This window comes from Pseudomonas sp. PVC-5-1 (assembly GCF_057444345.1).
The window spans coordinates 1,132,094-1,148,653 of record NZ_CM172024.1; the positions used below are offsets into that span (position 1 = coordinate 1,132,094).

The 16,560-nt window shown below is 66.8% G+C and carries 12 protein-coding genes; 10 read left to right on the forward strand and 2 right to left on the reverse strand.

All coding sequences use genetic code 11. The features are described 5' to 3' along the window. The 10 genes from gspD (at position 1) to AC2T3R_RS05245 (ending at position 10,017) form a co-directional block, all read left to right on the forward strand. Positions 1-1,764, forward strand: a complete 1,764-nt coding sequence (gene gspD / locus AC2T3R_RS05200; RefSeq protein WP_410951318.1) for a type II secretion system secretin GspD — start codon at positions 1-3, stop codon at positions 1,762-1,764. Next, on the forward strand, positions 1,764-3,212 hold the full coding sequence (locus tag AC2T3R_RS05205) for a GspE/PulE family protein (RefSeq protein WP_486745265.1): 1,449 nt from the start codon (positions 1,764-1,766) through the stop codon (positions 3,210-3,212). Before gspD ends, AC2T3R_RS05205 begins: the two co-directional genes overlap by 1 nt. Positions 3,213-3,215: 3 nt before the next feature. Beyond that, on the forward strand, positions 3,216-4,418 hold the full coding sequence (gspF, locus tag AC2T3R_RS05210; protein WP_486744737.1) for a type II secretion system inner membrane protein GspF: 1,203 nt from the start codon (positions 3,216-3,218) through the stop codon (positions 4,416-4,418). A gap of 17 nt (positions 4,419-4,435) precedes the next feature. Further along, complete coding sequence (gene gspG, locus AC2T3R_RS05215) at positions 4,436-4,870, forward strand: type II secretion system major pseudopilin GspG (RefSeq protein ID WP_013971171.1); 435 nt, start codon at positions 4,436-4,438, stop codon at positions 4,868-4,870. A 3-nt stretch (positions 4,871-4,873) separates the two neighbouring features. Beyond that, positions 4,874-5,311: a type II secretion system minor pseudopilin GspH gene (gspH, locus tag AC2T3R_RS05220; RefSeq protein WP_486744738.1), complete on the forward strand. Its 438-nt coding sequence runs from the start codon at positions 4,874-4,876 to the stop codon at positions 5,309-5,311. Beyond that, positions 5,308-5,676 carry a type II secretion system protein GspI gene (locus tag AC2T3R_RS05225; protein WP_410951315.1) on the forward strand — a complete coding sequence of 123 codons (369 nt, stop codon included), beginning with the start codon at positions 5,308-5,310 and terminating at the stop codon, positions 5,674-5,676. The genes gspH and AC2T3R_RS05225 overlap by 4 nt, the downstream gene beginning before the upstream one ends. A 1,557-nt stretch (positions 5,677-7,233) precedes the next feature. Continuing rightward, positions 7,234-7,905, forward strand: a complete 672-nt coding sequence (locus AC2T3R_RS05230) for a prepilin-type N-terminal cleavage/methylation domain-containing protein (RefSeq protein WP_486744739.1) — start codon at positions 7,234-7,236, stop codon at positions 7,903-7,905. After that, positions 7,902-8,978 carry a type II secretion system protein GspL gene (gene gspL / locus AC2T3R_RS05235; RefSeq protein WP_486744740.1) on the forward strand — a complete coding sequence of 359 codons (1,077 nt, stop codon included), beginning with the start codon at positions 7,902-7,904 and terminating at the stop codon, positions 8,976-8,978. The genes AC2T3R_RS05230 and gspL overlap by 4 nt, the downstream gene beginning before the upstream one ends. Next, on the forward strand, positions 8,975-9,361 hold the full coding sequence (gene gspM, locus AC2T3R_RS05240; RefSeq protein WP_085720732.1) for a type II secretion system protein GspM: 387 nt from the start codon (positions 8,975-8,977) through the stop codon (positions 9,359-9,361). The genes gspL and gspM overlap by 4 nt, the downstream gene beginning before the upstream one ends. Further along, positions 9,358-10,017 (forward strand): hypothetical protein, encoded by a 660-nt coding sequence (locus tag AC2T3R_RS05245; RefSeq protein ID WP_486744741.1) that lies wholly within the window; start codon positions 9,358-9,360, stop codon positions 10,015-10,017. Before gspM ends, AC2T3R_RS05245 begins: the two co-directional genes overlap by 4 nt. 220 nt (positions 10,018-10,237) lie before the next feature. Here AC2T3R_RS05245 and AC2T3R_RS05250 read toward each other — a convergent pair whose 3' ends face one another. Beyond that, positions 10,238-14,764, reverse strand: a complete 4,527-nt coding sequence (locus tag AC2T3R_RS05250; protein ID WP_486744742.1) for a hemagglutinin repeat-containing protein — start codon at positions 14,762-14,764, stop codon at positions 10,238-10,240. A 27-nt stretch (positions 14,765-14,791) separates the two neighbouring features. Continuing rightward, positions 14,792-16,474, reverse strand: coding sequence for a ShlB/FhaC/HecB family hemolysin secretion/activation protein (locus tag AC2T3R_RS05255; RefSeq protein WP_486744743.1), 1,683 nt, complete (start codon positions 16,472-16,474; stop codon positions 14,792-14,794). Between the last annotated feature and the right edge of the window lie 86 nt (positions 16,475-16,560).

Consider the following 16,560-nt stretch of genomic DNA (forward strand, 5'->3'; position numbering starts at 1 on the left):
ATGCCTGTTAGATATTGCGTGGCGGCCGCACTGAGCCTGGCCCTGTCCATGGCTTGTGCTGAAGAGCCGGTGTTCGACGACAACGGTACGCCGATGTACGAGGTGAACTTCGTCGACACCGAACTGGGCGAGTTCATCGACAGCGTGTCGCGCATCACCGGCACCACCTTCATCGTCGACCCCCGGGTCAAGGGCAAGGTCACCGTGCGCACCGTCGACCTGCACGACGCCGATGCCATCTACGACATCTTTCTGGCCCAGCTGCGCGCCCAGGGCTACGCCACTGTCGACCTGCCCAACGGCAGCGTGAAGATCGTTCCCGACCAGGCCGCTCGCCTGGAGCCTGTGCCGGTGGAGGCGGGAGGGCAGCAGGGGGAAGGCAGCGACAGTGTGGCTACGCGGGTATTCAATGTGCGTAACGCCGCCAGCGAGCAGGTGCTGGGCATTCTCAAGCCCCTGATCGACCCACGGGTCGGTGTGATCACACCTTATCCGGCAGCGCACCAGTTGGTAGTTACCGACTGGCGCAGCAACCTGGAACGTATCGCCAGCTTGCTGCGCCAGCTCGACCGCCCCCAGGACGTACCAGGCAGTGGCAGTACCCAGGTCATCTACCTGCGCCATGCCAATGCTGGTGAAGTGGTCAAGGTGTTGCGCGGGCTCAGCCAGGAAGGCATGGCGCCCTCTGAAGGTGCGGGCGAAGCAGAGGGCAAGGAAAGGCCCGTAGTGCCTGTCGCCGGGGGTTCGGGCATCCGCCTGGAGTACGAAGAAGGCACCAACGCCGTGGTCATGGTCGGCCCCGACAGCGAGCTGGCCGCTTACCGCGCCATCGTCGAGCAGCTGGACATCCGCCGTGCCCAGGTAGTAGTCGAAGCGATCATCGCCGAGGTGTCCGACAGCAGCGCCCAGGAACTGGGTGTGCAGTGGCTGTTCGCTGACGAGAAGTTCGGTGCCGGCATCGTCAACTTCGGTAGCAACGGGGTAAACATCGCCAGCATCGCCGGGGCCGCTGCCAGCGGCGACAACGAGGCCCTTGGCGATTTGCTGTCCAGCACCACCGGCGCCATGGCGGGTATCGGCCATTTCGGCGGCGGCTTCAACTTCGCCATGCTGGTTAACGCGCTGAAGGGCAAGAGCGGCTTCAACCTGCTGTCCACGCCCACCCTGCTGACCCTGGACAACGCCGAGGCGTCGATCCTGGTCGGCCAGGAAGTGCCCTTCGTCACCGGATCGGTGACGCAGAACAACGCCAACCCGTACCAGACCATCGAGCGCAAGGAAGTCGGGGTGAAGCTGCGCATCAAGCCGCAGATCAACGTCGACAACAGCGTGCGCCTGGACATCGTCCAGGAAGTGTCGTCGATTGCCGACACCACGGCTGCCAGCGACGTGATCACCAACAAGCGCGAGATCAAGACCAAGGTCATGGTCGAGGACAACGGCCTGGTGATCCTCGGCGGCCTGATCAGCGACGAACTGAGCACCAGCGACCAGCGTGTGCCGCTGCTTGGCGATATCCCTTACCTGGGCCGGCTGTTCCGCTCCGACGCCACGAAGAACACCAAGCAGAACCTGATGGTGTTCATCCGCCCGCGCATCCTGCGTGACGGGCCGAGCCTGGCCGGGCTCAGCGAAGACAAGTACCGCACCTTGCAGCAGACCACGCCGCTGCAGTTGCCCGACCTGGCGGATGCGCAAAACGCTACGCCGCTGTTGCAGGTGTTCCCCTCCAGCCGTGCACGGCTGGAAGGCGGTGACTGGTGATGCTGCCTTATCGCCAGGCACGGCAGAGCGGGGTGGCCATGGCCCCTGCGGAGCAGGGCTGGCAGCTATGGTTGCGGCATGACGCCGACAGCGCCCAATTGCAGGAGCTGCTGCGCGTGCACGGCCAGCCCAGCCTGCTCGAATACCTGGAGCCTGCACTGTTCGACGAACGCCTCGGCCAGCTGTACCAGGCCGGCGATACCGCCACCGAGGCGCTGATCGAAGGCATCGGCGACCAGGTCGACCTGGACAGCCTGATGAGCGAAATGCCGCGCATCGAGGACCTGCTGGAAAGCGACGACGAAGCCCCCGTAATCCGCCTGATCAACGGCCTGTTCGGCCAGGCCCTGCGCCTGCGTGCCTCGGACATTCACATAGAAACCTTCGAGCAGAGCCTGGTGGTGCGCTTGCGCGTCGATGGCCACCTGCGCGAAGTGTTGCGCCCACCGCGTGCGTTGTCGGCCATGCTGGTGTCGCGGATCAAGGTCATGGCCCGTCTGGACATCGCCGAAAAGCGCCAGCCCCAGGATGGCCGTATCACCCTGCGTGCGGCGGGGCGCGAAGTGGATGTGCGGGTCTCGACACTGCCCGGCATCCACGGCGAACGGGTGGTGATGCGCGTGCTCGACAAGCAGGCCAACCTGCTGGCGCTGGGCAACCTGGGCATGCCGGCGGCGGTGTTGCAGGGCCTGCGCAGTTGCCTGGCACGGCCCAACGGCATAGTGCTGTCCACGGGGCCGACCGGTTCGGGCAAGACCACGACCCTGTATGCCAGCCTCAACAGCCTCAACGACGGCAGCCGCAACATCCTCACGGTCGAGGACCCGGTGGAATACGCTATCGCCGGCATCGGCCAGACTGCCATCAACCCGCGTGCCGGGCTGACCTTTGCCAGCGGCCTGCGCGCCATCCTGCGCCAGGACCCGGACGTGATCATGCTCGGCGAAATCCGTGACCAGGAGACCGCGCAGATCGCCGTGCAGGCCAGCCTCACCGGCCACCTGGTGTTGTCCACGCTGCACACCAACAGTGCGGTGGGCGCGGTGACCCGCCTGCGCGACATGGGCATCGAACCGTTCCTGATCGCCTCGTGCCTGCGCGGCGTACTGGCCCAGCGCCTGGTGCGGCGCTTGTGCAGTTGCGCCGTGGCGCACCCGCTGCAGCCGGCGGAACGCGACCTGTGGCCCGAGCTGGCGGCGCTGGGCAGCAGCTACCACGCGGTGGGCTGCGAGCAGTGCCAGGGCAGCGGGTATGTCGGGCGCCTGGGCCTGTATGAATTCATCGAGCTGGATGCCGGGCTGATCGGCCTGTTGTACGACGGCGCCAGTGAACTGGCCATGCAGGACTACCTGGCCGAGCGCCGGCAGAGCCTGGTGGCGATGGCCAGTGACTGCCTGGCCCGTGGCGAGACCAGCCTGGCCGAAGTACTACGCGTGGTGCAGGGCTGAGCCATGCCGACCTATCGCTACCAGGCCGTCGACCTCGCCGGCAAGACCCGCAAGGCCAGCTTGCAGGCCGACAGCGAACGTCATGCCCGCCAGTTGTTGCGTGAGCAGGGCCTGTTCGCCCGCCGCTTGCAGCGTCACGAAGCCGGCACCCGGCAACCCCGGCGCCAGCGCCTGAGCCGCGCCCAGCTATGCGAACTGACTCGTCAGCTGGCCACCCTGACCGGTGCCGGTATCCCTCTGGTCGACGCTCTGGCTACCCTGGAACGGCAACTGCGCCAGCCCGCCTTGCACAGTGTGCTGGTGGCCTTGCGCGGCTCGTTGGCCGAAGGCCTGGGCCTGGCTCGCAGCCTGGCACGTCAGGGGGCACCGTTTACCGGCCTGTACTGCGCGCTGGTCGAGGCCGGCGAGCGGTCCGGTCGCCTGGCCCAGGTGCTGACCCGCCTCGCCGACCACCTGGAGCAGGTTCAACGACAGCAGCACAAGGCACGTACCGCGCTGATCTACCCCACCGTGTTGATGGGGGTTTCGCTTGCCGTGGTGGTAGGCCTGATGACCTTCGTCGTACCCAAGCTCACCGAACAATTCGCCCATGCCGGGCAGAGCCTGCCGCTCATTACCTCGTTGCTGATCGGCCTGAGCCAAGGGCTGGTGCAGGCCGGGCCCTGGCTTTTGGCGCTGGCCCTGTTGCTTGGCGCGCTCGGCGGCTGGTTGCTGCGCAAGCCGCACTGGTGCCTGCGCCGTGACCAGCTGCTGCTACGCCTGCCACATATAGGCAACCTGCTGCAGGTGCTGGAAAGCGCGCGCCTGGCACGCAGCCTGGCAATCCTCAGCGGCAGTGGCGTGGCCCTGCTCGAAGCCCTGCAAGTGGCCACCGAAACCGTCGGCAACCGCCGTATCCGCCTGGCCATGGAGCAGGTGCGCCAGCAAGTTCAGGGCGGCACCAGCCTGCATCGCGCGCTGGATGCCTGCCAGCAGTTCCCGCCGCTGCTGGTGAACATGGTCGGCAGCGGCGAGGCCAGCGGCACCCTGGCCGACATGCTCGAGCGCGTGGCCGATGACCAGGAGCGCGGCTTCGCCCGCCAGGTCGATACCGCCATGGCGCTGTTCGAACCCCTGATGATCCTGGTGATGGGCGCCGTGGTGCTGTTCATCGTGCTGGCGGTGCTGTTGCCGATCATGCAACTCAACCAGGGCCTGCAACTGTGACGACAAGGAGTACTGCCATGCAGCATCGACGTAACCGCCAGCGCGGTTTCACCCTCATGGAAATCATGGTGGTGATTTTCATCATCGGCCTGCTCATCGCCGTGGTCGCGCCCAGCGTGCTGGGCAACCAGGACAAGGCCATGAAGCAGAAGGTGATGGCCGACCTGGCCACCCTGGAGCAAGCGCTGGACATGTACCGCCTGGACAACCTGCGCTTCCCCAGTAGCGAGCAGGGCCTGGCCGCGCTGGTGAAAAAGCCGGCCCAGGAGCCGCTGCCACGGGCCTGGCGCAGCGACGGCTACGTGCGCCGCCTGCCGGAAGACCCGTGGGGCACCCCTTACCAGTACCGCATGCCCGGCGAACATGGCCGGGTCGACGTGTACTCGCTGGGTGCCGACGGGCTGCCGGGCGGCGAAGGCCAGGATGCCGACCTGGGTAACTGGGAGCTGTAACGGGTGCGCCGTCAGCGGGGTTTCAGCCTGATCGAATTGCTGGTGGTGCTGGCCATCGCCGGGCTGATGACCGGATTGGCGGTGGCCGGGTTCGGCAACAGCCAGGCCAGTGTCGACCAGGCGCTGCAACGGCTGGCGAGCGAGGCCCGGTCGCAGGCCGCGCTGGCCCGGCATGCCGGGCAGTTGCGCGGGCTGCGCTGGAATGGCCAGCGTCCGGAGTTCGTCCGGCTCGAGGGTAATGGCTGGGTGGCCGAGGCAGTCGCCCTTGGTGACTGGCCCAAGGGGCTGCGCCCGGACTGGCCGGCCAGCCCGCAGCCGCGCCTGTTGTTCACTCCGCATGGCTGGGCGCAACCAGGCAAGGTGTGCTGGCGTTGGGCCGATGGCAGCCAGCAATGGGCCTGGAGCCGCGATGGCCGCTTGCAGGTGGTGGTTGCCCCATGAAGCGGCATCAGCGTGGCTTCACCCTGCTGGAGGTGACCGTGGCCCTGGCGATTGCCGCGGTGCTGGCGGTGATCACCAGCCAGGTTTTGCGCCAGCGCCTGGCGGTGCAGGACAACCTGCAGCAACACCGCCTTGGCCTGCTATGCGTGCGAGAACTGCAAACCCGCTTTGCCGTTGAGCAGTACTGGCCGGCGGAAAACCAGGTTGGCGGTGAACTGAGCCAAGGCGGCCAGCGCTGCCACTGGCAACTGCAACTGCGCCGCACCGGCGTACGCGGCCTGCGCCGTGGCGAGCTGCTGTTGTTCGCCGACCGCGACCAGCGCCTGCCGCTAGGCCAGTACACCGTGTTTCTGGAGCAGCCGTGAGTTCCAGAAACCGTGAAGCCTGCGCGGTCCCTGTTAGGAGCGGGTTTACCCGCGAAGCAGGCACCGCGGTGGATGGCACCGGCTTCGCCGGTGTTCGCGGGCGCGCCCGCTCCCACAGAGGCCCGGTTCCACCCCGCGCAGATGCCTGCCCCTGGAGCGGCCATGAGTTACAGAGACCGTGAAGCCTGCGCGGTCCCTGTAGGAGCGGGTTTACCCGCGAAGCAGGCACCGCGGTGCATGGCACCGGCTGCGCCGGTGTTCGCGGGCGCGCCCGCTCCCACAGAGGCCCGGTTCCACCCCGCGCAGATGCCTGCCCCTGGAGCGGCCATGAGTTCCAGAAACCGTGAAGCCTGCGCGGTCCCTGTAGGAGCGGGTTTACCCGCGAAGCAGGCACCGCGGTGCATGGCACCGGCTGCGCCGGTGTTCGCGGGCGCGCCCGCTCCCACAGAGGCCCGGTTCCACCCCGCGCAGATGCCTGCCCCTGGAGCGGCCATGAGTTACAGAGACCGTGAAGCCTGCGCGGTCCCTGTAGGAGCGGGTTTACCCGCGAAGCAGGCACCGCGGTGCATGGCACCGGCTTCGCCGGTGTTCGCGGGCGCGCCCGCTCCCACAGAGGCCCGGTTCCACCCCGCGCAGATGCCTGCCCCTGGAGCGGCCATGAGTTACAGAAACCGTGAAGCCTGCGCGGTCCCTGTAGGAGCGGGTTTACCCGCGAAGCAGGCACCGCGGTGGATGGCACCGGCTTCGCCGGTGTTCGCGGGCGCGCCCGCTCCCACAGAGGCCCGGTTCCACCCCGCGCAGATGCCTGCCCCTGGAGCGGCCATGAGTTACAGAGACCGTGAAGCCTGCGCGGTCCCTGTAGGAGCAGGTTTACCCGCGAAGCAGGCACCGCGGTGCATGGCACCGGCTGCGCCGGTGTTCGCGGGCGCGCCCGCTCCCACAGAGGCCCGGTTCCACCCCGCGCAGATGCCTGCCCCTGGAGCAGCCATGAGTTACAGAGACCGTGAAGCCTGCGCGGTCCCTGTGGGAGCGGGCATGCCCGCGAAGCAGGCGACTCGGTGGATGGCACCGGCTTCGCCGGTGTTCGCGGGCGCGCCCGCTCCCACAGAGGCCCGGTTCCACCCCGCGCAGATGCCTGCCCCTGGAGCGGCCATGAGTTACAGAAACCGTGAAGCCTGCGCGGTCCCTGTAGGAGCGGGTTTACCCGCGAAGCAGGCACCGCGGTGGATGGCACCGGCTTCGCCGGTGTTCGCGGGCGCGCCCGCTCCCACAGAGGCCCGGTTCCACCCCGCGCAGATGCCTGCCCCTGGAGCGGCCATGAGTTACAGAGACCGTGAAGCCTGCGCGGTCCCTGTAGGAGCAGGTTTACCCGCGAAGCAGGCACCGCGGTGCATGGCACCGGCTGCGCCGGTGTTCGCGGGCGCGCCCGCTCCCACAGAGGCCCGGTTCCACCCCGCGCAGATGCCTGCCCCTGGAGCAGCCATGAGTTACAGAGACCGTGAAGCCTGCGCGGTCCCTGTGGGAGCGGGCATGCCCGCGAAGCAGGCGACTCGGTGGATGGCACCGGCTTCGCCGGTGTTCGCGGGCGCGCCCGCTCCCACAGAGAGGGCGCATACCCGTCAGCCCCGGACCCAGCCCCGCAAGCACCGCCAGGCCGGCCTTACCCTGATCGAGCTGATGGTCGCCCTGGCACTTACCGCCGTACTCGGCATCATGCTCGCCGCCCTGGTCAACGGCTGGCTCAAGGTTCGCGAACGCCTGCAGGTCACCAATCAGGAAACCTCGGTGCTGGATTTCTGCCTGGCCCTGGAGCGTCGCTTCGACAGCCCGGTAATGCGCCGTGTCTACGACCAGCGCCTGCCCTTGGCCAGCCGCTGGCTGGACTGGCAACCGGCAAGCAACCAGTTGCTCTGGGTCGCCATTACCGGCATGCCGGAAGCCGAAGGCGGCTCGCGCCTGCAGCGCCAGCGCCTGCGCTTCGAGGCGCGTGAGCAGCGCCTGCTGCTGGAAAGCTCGGCCGATCTCTATGCCGCCGCCGCCCCACGCTGGGTCCAGCGCGAGCGGCTCGACCGGGTCAGCGCCATGAATGTTCTTTATTACCAGGGCGGCCGCTGGCTGGCCTGGCCTTCCGACCAACCTGCGCACCCCGGCCGTGGCGTGCGTCTGGAACTGCAGCGTGACGGAGCACCCTATGTCTGCACTTTCGCCCTCCCGTGGGGGCGCTCATGAAGTTTGAATGGCGGCGGCGCAGCCCGGCCCAGTCGTGGCTGTTGCTGCGACCGGGCGTTGTCTGGCACTGGGCGCTGGCCGAGGGCGGCCTTGTGCAACGCCATGGGCAGGGCGAGCCCCCGGCGAACCTGCAGGCCCGTGTGGCGTTGATCCTGCCTGCCGAGGCCTGCAGCTATTTCCGCGTGCCGGCACCGCCCGGGCTCAAGCGTGAAGAATGGCCGCTGTTGCTCGAAGACCGTTTGCTGCAGGCCGTCGACGAAGTGACATGTGCCTGCCTGGCTCGCGAGCCAGGCCACCTTCGGTTACTGGTAGTGGCCCGTCAGCAACTGGACGACTGGCGCGGGCAGTGCGCCGAATGGGGCTTGCAGGTGGCACGTTGCTGGGTAGAACTACAGCTGCTGCCGCCGCCCGAGGCGGGACGTGCCTGGCAATGGCAGCGCACACCCGGCATGTATTTGTACAAAGGGCTGGCCGAAGACAGGCAGGAGCACTGGCTGGCCTGGCCGGATGCACTGGGCGAGGTGCCACGGCAACCGTGGGCGGAGCTGCAAAAGGTTTCGCTGAGCGGCGACTGGCCCAGTACGTTGGCACCGCTCGATTCATTGCCCGGCCTGTTCGAGCGTACCCGCAAGGTGCGTTCGCTGCCGGTGGTTTCCCGGCCACAGCAACGGCTGCTCGCGGCCTGCCTGGTATTGGCTGCCGTCTGGGGCGGGCTGTGGTTGAACAAGAAGTGGGCCCAGGCGCAACTCTGGCGCAGCCAGGTCATCGCCGTGACCGGTGAGCAGGCCAGCCCCCGGCACGCCGCGCAGGCCCTCAAACGCCTGCGCGAAAGTGAATTGCAACAGCAGCTGCGCACGCGCCAGCTCGAAGACCTGCAGGCTGCGTTGCAGGCCTGGCTGCGTGACCACCCCGGCTGGCGCCTGCAAGCGGTGCGCTTCGATGGCCAGCGCTGGCACTTGCGGCTGGAAGGCGAGGGCGGTGCGCCGCCATGGAGCGACATGGCGACAGCCGCCGGGGCCTCTGTCCAGGTGCAGGACGGCCAAGTGGTGTTCGACTTGGGAGCAGCCTCATGAACCGGGACTGGATACAGCGTCATCGTTTGAAGTTCGCCTGGGCACTGATTGCCCTGTTGTTGGCCTTCCTGGCCCTGCGCGCAGGCCTTGCGCAATGGCGCGAGCTCAGCCAGTGGCGCGGGCTGGCCGAACAGGCCGCCAGCCTTCAAGGCGGCCCGGGGTTGAGCCTGGAGCGGCTACGCCAGTCGGCCCAGGCGCGGCAGATCGAACTGGCCGAGGTCGATGCGCAGGGCAAGACCTGGCAACTGCGTGGGCAGGTGGCCGACGAGCGAGTGCTGCAAGGCTGGTTGCAGACCCTGCGTGCAGAAGGCGTACAGCCATTGCAGTGGGGGCTGGAACAGCATGAAAAGAGATTGCGCTTCGACCTAGTGGTGCGGCCATGAGCCGAAGAAGTGTGGCGTGGGTGCTGTTGGTATTCACCGTGACATTGCTGGTGGAACTGCCGGCCAGCTGGGTGGTGCGCGGGATAGGCCTGCCTGCGCGTGAGGTCAGCGGTAGCCTGTGGCAAGGCCAGGCGCAGCAACTGGGGCCGGTCGGGCCATTGCGTTGGGCGGTGCAGCCTTGGCGCTTGCAGGCGGATGCACAGCTGGGCTTTCAGGGCCAGGCCTGGCAGTTGCGCGTCGAAGGCTGGCCATGGCGCTGGCGGTTGGGGGCGACGGCCATGGGTGCCCAGACGACGGTGACGACGGATTTCCGCTTGGCCGGCCAGTGGCAAGGCGCGTTGCGGGTGCAGGGAGCAGGGCGGCAATGCCGTGCCAGCGAAGGCCGCATCGCGGTAACCGACCTTGCCTTGAGCGAGCCCTGGTCACTGGGCCTGGGGCAGGGCTGGCTGGAAATGGACTGCCGCAGCGGCTGGCACCTGCGCGGGCAGTTGGCGCAGCCGGGGCACCATCTGTTGGCCGTGGATGCTGACCTGCCAGCGCGACGGGCGCAAGTGGTGGTGGAGTTGCAGCCAGAAGCGGCGCTGACGCCTTTGCTGCGTGGCGTGCAGTGGCTTGGGCCGCAGGCGCTGGCAGGGCAGCGGGATTTGCGCTGGTAGACAGGTGTTATCGCCGGCAAGCTGGCTCGGCGTGTGTAGGAGCGGCCTTGTGTCGCGAAAGGGCTGCAAAGCAGCCCCAGCAATTTGTGCATATGCGCTGAAACCGGGGGCTGCTTTGCAGCCCTTTCGCGACACAAGGCCGCTCCTACAACCAATCAACTGTCTGGCCCAAATACTAAAAGAGGGCACGAAGCCCGTGCCCTCCGGCGCGGCGCCTGCTTCAGTTTTTCTTGCCCTGCACACTCGAAGCCCACTGCTCACTGCGATTGTGCCCACTGGTCCTCAACAACCCCAGATCCAGTGCATTCTCCCCATCCGCCGCACCCTTGCCCTTGGCCATTTCAGCCACCGCGGTGCCCAGGTCCACTGGCGAGTTGGACGCATCGATCGATACATCCCGGCGATAGTCGTTACCGCTCAGTGTTTCCCGGCTAACCGAGTTGGCGTCGAGTACCACATCGCCTTTGGCCGACTGCAAGCGTGCCCCCACCAGGTGAGCGTTGCCACCAACCTGCAGGTCGATGCCGTCGCTACCTTTGAGAGTGGCCTGCTGGCCTACGCTGTCGCGCTGCGCGTGCGACACGTCGAGGCTGAAAGTGGGCGAGAGCCCCGGGTCTGCCTTGCTCAGGGCGGAGCCAGCTTTTTCATTCACCTTGCTCCCCAGCGGCCCTGCCACCGAAGTGGCCGCGTTGACGTACCCCCGCGGGTTTTTCTCCTGGCTCAGGCGGGCATCACCTTTCACGCTCAGGGTATCGACGCTGTCCTTGCGGCTGGCGATACGCAGGTCGCCATCGATCATTCCCTTGATATGCCCAGCCTCCACGGTGGCGCCTTCGAGGCGGGTATCGCCGCGGCTTTGCAAGTCGATGCGCTCGGCGCGCAGGTCGCTGGCATTCCAGGTGAGGTTGTCGCGCTTGTCGAGCTCCACTTTGACGCGGCCATGCAGGCCGCGAGTATCGAGCGCGCCCTTGGCCATGTCGAAGCCGGCACCGGCGGTGATGTCGAGGTTGTCACGTCGCTCCTGGCTGGATGACGCTTCCACCAGCATGCCCCCATTCGATGCGTCGAGGGTTATTTGTTCGGCCGAAGCCTGCAGGCCCTCAAGGTGCAGGGCGACATTCTCGCGGGCGCTGCTGCCCAGGGTCACTGTGCCGTTGCTTGCGAACAGGGCATTCACCGCCTGGCGTGCCTCTTCATCCTGCTTGCCGTGGCTGAAGTGGCCTCCGATGGCACCGCCCTTGGTGTCGCCAGCCTTGACCGCCAGCTCCACGCCGCCGCCCAACTTGGCGCCGGTAGCGTTCTGGGTATCGCTGGCTGCCTTGACCTGTAGCCGGCCGACGCTTTGCAGTTGTATGTCGCCAGTCTTGGCCTCACGGCTGCCAATGCGGGTGCCTTCGAGCAACAGGTCGCCGCCACTGCTCAGCTGTACCTGGCCCTTGGCGTCGATCTGCGCCACCTGGGCCTTGCTCTGTGTGCTCTGGTTCTGGCCGTGGTCGAGGTAGCCCCGGCCATCGACGCCGGTGCTGCCCGGGCGGTTGCCGACCTTGGCCCAGGCATTGCCGTCGAGCTGGCGTGACTGCTGTTCGACCTGGTCGGTTGCCTGGGGCAATGTCAGCGAACCGGCACTGCTCATGACCACGCTGCCTTCACCGCCATCGATGCGCGTCCCTTCATAATGCCCTGAGCTGCCCAGTTGCACCTGGATGCCCTGTTGCCCATACAGGCTGCCGGGTACGGCGCTGCTGGCGCTGTCCTTTTTGTCCAGCGAGCCGCCTTTGCCGGCAGCGCGTACATTGAGGTCTTCGCCGGTGCTGGTGTCCAGGCGAACATCGCCGCCGTAGGCCAGGCGTTGCACGGTATTTTCCTGGGTGTTCTCGGCCGCCTGCATCTGGTGTTGTCGGGCCCCGATCTGCAGCTTGCCGTCGTTGGCGCGCCAGGCGGTGCCCTGGTCGGTGATGTTGTCGGCCTTGACTTCGACCTTGGCCCCGGACAACTCGCTCACCTGGGCAAAGCCGCGGCGCTGGTTTTCCAGGCGCTTGATGTGCTCCACGGTCATGTCGGCGCCAACGCTGGGTGGCGCCATGGCGTCTTCGGGGGAGGCTTGCTGGAAGCGTGCGGCTTCTTCGCCCTGCACCAGGCGTTCGATGGGGCGGGTAAGGTCGCGATACTCGACACTGGCGCCGAGGCTGCCCGACCAGTCGTCACGGCTTTGTTCACGTTCCTCGATATCCTGCACCGCGCGGTTGTCGATGCGTTTGGCCGTTACCTGCAGGGTGTTGCCAGCCTTGACGCGTGCGGCCTCGGTGACCAGTTCATCGCCTTTGAGCTTCAGGTCGCCGCTGGCCTGCAATGTGCTGCGTTGCGCCTTGCTGTCGCGTTCAGTCTGCACCTGGCGGTTGTGATGGCCTTCGAACAAGCTGCCCAGCCGGTCGATGCCGCCGGTCACCGTCAAGCCGCCGCCACTCTGGGTGGTGCTGGTGGTGGTGTCGTGGTCATTGCGGGTTGCCCCCAGGGTCACCTTTTGGGCCTGCACATCGAGGTCGCCTGCGGCGGCTTTCACCGTGGAACCGTTGACTTGCAGGTGGGCCCTGCTGCCAAGGCTCACCGAGGCGCCCTCGAGCTCACTGGCGACCTGGCTGGTGGTGCGCTGCCTGCTGCTGGTGGTGGCGACGTCATAGGCAATGCCGGCCGAATACTGGCGGGACTCGGGCTTGCCATCCTCGGCCTCCTGGGTCTGCTTGGCGCTGGCAGTGAACCCACGTTGCTGGTTACGGGTTTCGCGCTCGTCAACCGCTTGCGCGCTGGTAATCAGCAGGTCGCCCTTGGCCTCTACCTGCAGGTGCTCGCCCGCTACGACCTTGGCGCCCTGGATGCGCATTTCCTCGGCGCTGGCCAGGCGCAAATTGGTGGCCGAGCTGACGTCGCTGGTAAGCACCTGTTGCGTACGCTCGGTGTTCTCGCGGTCGCTGCCAATCAGGCCGAACAGCTTGCTGTCGCTGGTACGGTCGGTAGAGGTGGTTCGACCATGGTCGGCTTCGATGGCCAGTGCACCTTTTGTGCTGTAGAGCACCGAGTCCTCCTTGCCGAACACGGTACTGCCCTTGATGGCTACCTGGTCAGCTGTCACGGTAAGCTTGCCATCCGCCGTGACACTGCTGCCGGCAACGGCCTGGCCTTCGCTGTCGTTACCCTTGCGGTCGCCAAAGAAGGTGCCGGATACCAGGTCGCCGCGATAGTCGCGCCGGGTACCGCGCTGCTGCAGGGCGGTGGTAGCGATGTTTGCCTCCTTGGCTTCGATCGCCATGTCGCCGCGGCTGTGCAGGCTGCTCCCCTTCACATCGACAGTATTCTTGGCCTTGAGCGTCATGCGCTGGGCCTGGAGCGCACTGCCTTGTGCGGTTTCCTTGTACTGGTCGGTATCACTGTCACCGCGCCACAAGTCCTTGCGGTGGCGAACCTGCTCTTCGGTGTGTTGGCTGTCGATGCCGGCAGCGATGGCCAGGTTGGCGCCGCTGTCGAGGGTCAGCTCATTGCCAGCATCCACCTTGGCAGCCACCAGGCGCATGTCGTCAGCGGATTGCAGCAGCACGCTGTCCTTGCCTTGCAAGCGGCTGCCCTGTTGCTGCTGCTGGGTGGTGGTAGTTTCGCGGTTGTAGGTTTCGCGGGTGACGAACAGGAACTTCTTGTTCCAGCTGTCGCTGTCGCGCTCGATGTTCTCGCGGGTTGTGGCATCCAGCGTGAGCTTCTTGCCCGCCTTGGCCTCGATTCGCCGAGCCTGCCCATCGACGGTTTCGAGTGTCAGGTCATCGGCAGCGGTCAGCCGCAGATCGCCCTGTTCGCTGTGCAGTTCGACGGGGCTGTCGGCCTTGCCGCTGACCTGCAGGGCGCCGGCCGACTGGATGTCGACCCCGTCGATGCCAAGCAGCTGCGATGCCCCCACACGCACACCAGCACCTTCTGCGGTGCTCACCACGCGAATGCGCCCGGCGCGCATGGCACCGAACAGGCTGGCATCGATGCTGGAAGGGGTGCCGGGCAGGTGCTCGACAATTTCGCCGCTGCTGCTGTCGATACGGTTGCGACCCACTGTGATATCGATGGAGTTGCGCGCCATCAGCAGCCCTTTGCTGTCCACGCGCGGGGCAATCAGCTCGAGGGCGCCGTTGGGGTTTCGCTGGCCGCCCTCGAGCACTTGCAGGGTACCGCTGGCGTTGAGCGTGTCGAGGTACTTCAGTTGCTGGCCCTCGAGCTCGGGGGTACCCACCACGAAGCCGGCGCGTGTGGTGTTGATGAAACTGCCGCCGTTGAGGGTAATGCCATTGGGGTTGGCCAGTATGTAGTCGGCCGGGCGGCCGAAGATTTCCTGCGGCCCTTCGATCAGCGAGGCGTTGCGGCTGACCACCTCGTTGAGGATGGTCGAGGCGGCCTGGCCCTGGAATTGCGGGTTGGCCGCCAGGGCACCGGCCAGTTCCGACTGCCCGGCCTGGGTGGCATTGTTCAGCACCAATCCTGAACGGTCGACGTTGTAGTCGAGGAACTGGTTGTGTGACAGCCCGTTGGCGTTTGGCGCGACAATATCGATGACCGGGACGCCGTGGCCGTCGTTGATGACCGGTGTACCGCCGGGGCCGCTGGTTGCTGCCAGGCCGCCCTGGGCCAGTGCGGCGCCGGGCCCGAGCAGGCCGAGGAAGATGGCCCAGCGCAAGATATCCGGGCGGGAATACGGTGACTGCGAGAGTGTTTGCATGTTCTCGTTCTCTTTGTTGTGGGTGATTCAGATGGTCAGGGCCAGTTCCACTACCCAGAAGCCGGGTTCCAGCAGCGGGCGGGGCAGGTCGCTGGCGTACAGTGCCCGTTGGTAGCCCAGGCGCAGGTGGCTGCCGGGCAGGCTCAGTTCGGCACCGGCAGTGGCCCCGGCGAGGCGTTGTGAAGGCTTGCCTTCGGCAGTGCGGGTCCAGCCCAGGTCCAGGCCGATGTAGGGGCGTACCTGCAGGGGAGCCGTCCAGCGCTCCGGCAGCGGCTGACTGACGGTGTTGCGCCAGGCGGCGCTGCTGGCACCTGAGTAGGTACGCAGGCGAAACCCGCGCACGGCCGAATCGTCGCTGACCAGCAACTGCTCGACGGCGGGTAGTGGGTCACTGCTGTATTGCAGACTCAGCTCACTCTGCCAGCGCCATGGGTGGCTGGCCGGGCCCTGGCGCAGGTGCAGCAGGTTGGCGCGGTACTTGCGAAAATCCGGGCGCAGGCGTTCCGCTCCCAGCGGTGAACGGTCGGCGCCGAAGGCGTCGATACCCTGGGCGACACCGAGGTAGCCATTCCACAGGCCGCCCTGGAGCCACAGCAGGTTGATACCCGCTTCCAAGGAGACCAGGGTGGGGCTCTGCTGGACGATCACCGCGCCCGCGCTGCGGTTGACCATCTGCTTGCGGTCCAGCCGGGCGCTGGCGCTGAGCATGCCTTGCTGGTTGCGCCACAGCACCCGCTCGACGCTCAGGCCCTGGTAGCTGCTGCTGCCGTCGGCTACCTGGCGGCTGTGGGGGAGCGGCGCCTCGTAGCGCAGCTCGCTGGCGCTGAGCGCGAAGGTCCAGGCGCCGTAGGGGATGCTGTAGTACAGCGAGATGCCTTGGCTTTGCCCGGGCGCATCGAGCACCGTGCCGTTCAGTGACAGGCGCAGGTCATCATTGAGGCCCAGCGGGCTGTCCAGGCCGAAGCCGAGGTTCAGGCGATGACGCCCGGTCAGGTCGCTGCCGCGGTTGTCGAAGCGGCTGTCCAGGTGCCCGCGCGAGGCCACCTTGCGCGGCTGCACGACAACCCGGGTGCCGCCCTGCATTTCGCCGGGCAGCAACTCTGCGGACAGGTCATACGCGCGCAGCCGGTTGAGCTGGTCGAGGCCTTGCTCCAGGGCTGGCAGGAACAGTGGCTGCCCGAGCAGGCCGGGAAAGGCGCCGGGGAGGGACAGGGGCAACTCGGGGCCGGCCATTTCGATGGACTCGACGAACCCCTCGACGATGACCAGGTTCAGCGGTGCGCCGTCTTGTGGAGGTTGCTGCAGGTAGGGCCGGCTGGTCGGGTATCCGGCTTGCACATAGCGCTGGGTGATGGCTTTCAGCAGCCCGTTGATTTCCGCGATACCCATGCACGGGGTAATGAACCTGCGGAGGGTTGGCGTTAGCGCCGAGTCGGAAAGCTCGCGGTTGCCGGCCACGCGTACGCCGGTGATGGCCCAGCAGCGCTGGTCGTGGGGGAGGGGGGCGGTGGCGTCGTGGCTTTCGGCAGGGGCGGGCTGGCGCTGCCAGCGTTCCAGGCGCTGTTGCTGTTCCAGCTGTCGCAGCCCGCGCTGCTGATCGCGCAGTTGCTGGCTGGCCGGGTCGTCGGCCAACGCCTGTGGTGCGGCCAGCAAACCTGACAGGCAGCAGGTGAGCGCCCAGCAGGTGGCGCGATGAATGTGGAACGGCATTGAAGCACCCCGCAAATGATGTACGGATTTCGTACTCGTCTGCGTGGATGCTAAAAATTAAGGGGTTCGCCTGGATGCAGTACCCG

What these genes read in the sequence shown, in the direction of transcription:
- gspD (WP_410951318.1), top strand. Translation starts at nt 1, where the DNA reads ATGCCTGTTAGATATTGCGTGGCGGCCGCACTGAGCCTGGCCCTGTCC.
- AC2T3R_RS05205 (WP_486745265.1), top strand. Translation starts at nt 1,764, where the DNA reads ATGCTGCCTTATCGCCAGGCACGGCAGAGCGGGGTGGCCATGGCCCCT.
- gspF (WP_486744737.1), top strand. Translation starts at nt 3,216, where the DNA reads ATGCCGACCTATCGCTACCAGGCCGTCGACCTCGCCGGCAAGACCCGC.
- gspG (WP_013971171.1), top strand. Translation starts at nt 4,436, where the DNA reads ATGCAGCATCGACGTAACCGCCAGCGCGGTTTCACCCTCATGGAAATC.
- AC2T3R_RS05225 (WP_410951315.1), top strand. Translation starts at nt 5,308, where the DNA reads ATGAAGCGGCATCAGCGTGGCTTCACCCTGCTGGAGGTGACCGTGGCC.
- AC2T3R_RS05230 (WP_486744739.1), top strand. Translation starts at nt 7,234, where the DNA reads ATGGCACCGGCTTCGCCGGTGTTCGCGGGCGCGCCCGCTCCCACAGAG.
- gspL (WP_486744740.1), top strand. Translation starts at nt 7,902, where the DNA reads ATGAAGTTTGAATGGCGGCGGCGCAGCCCGGCCCAGTCGTGGCTGTTG.
- gspM (WP_085720732.1), top strand. Translation starts at nt 8,975, where the DNA reads ATGAACCGGGACTGGATACAGCGTCATCGTTTGAAGTTCGCCTGGGCA.
- AC2T3R_RS05245 (WP_486744741.1), top strand. Translation starts at nt 9,358, where the DNA reads ATGAGCCGAAGAAGTGTGGCGTGGGTGCTGTTGGTATTCACCGTGACA.
- AC2T3R_RS05250 (WP_486744742.1), bottom strand. Translation starts at nt 14,764, where the DNA reads ATGCAAACACTCTCGCAGTCACCGTATTCCCGCCCGGATATCTTGCGC.
- AC2T3R_RS05255 (WP_486744743.1), bottom strand. Translation starts at nt 16,474, where the DNA reads ATGCCGTTCCACATTCATCGCGCCACCTGCTGGGCGCTCACCTGCTGC.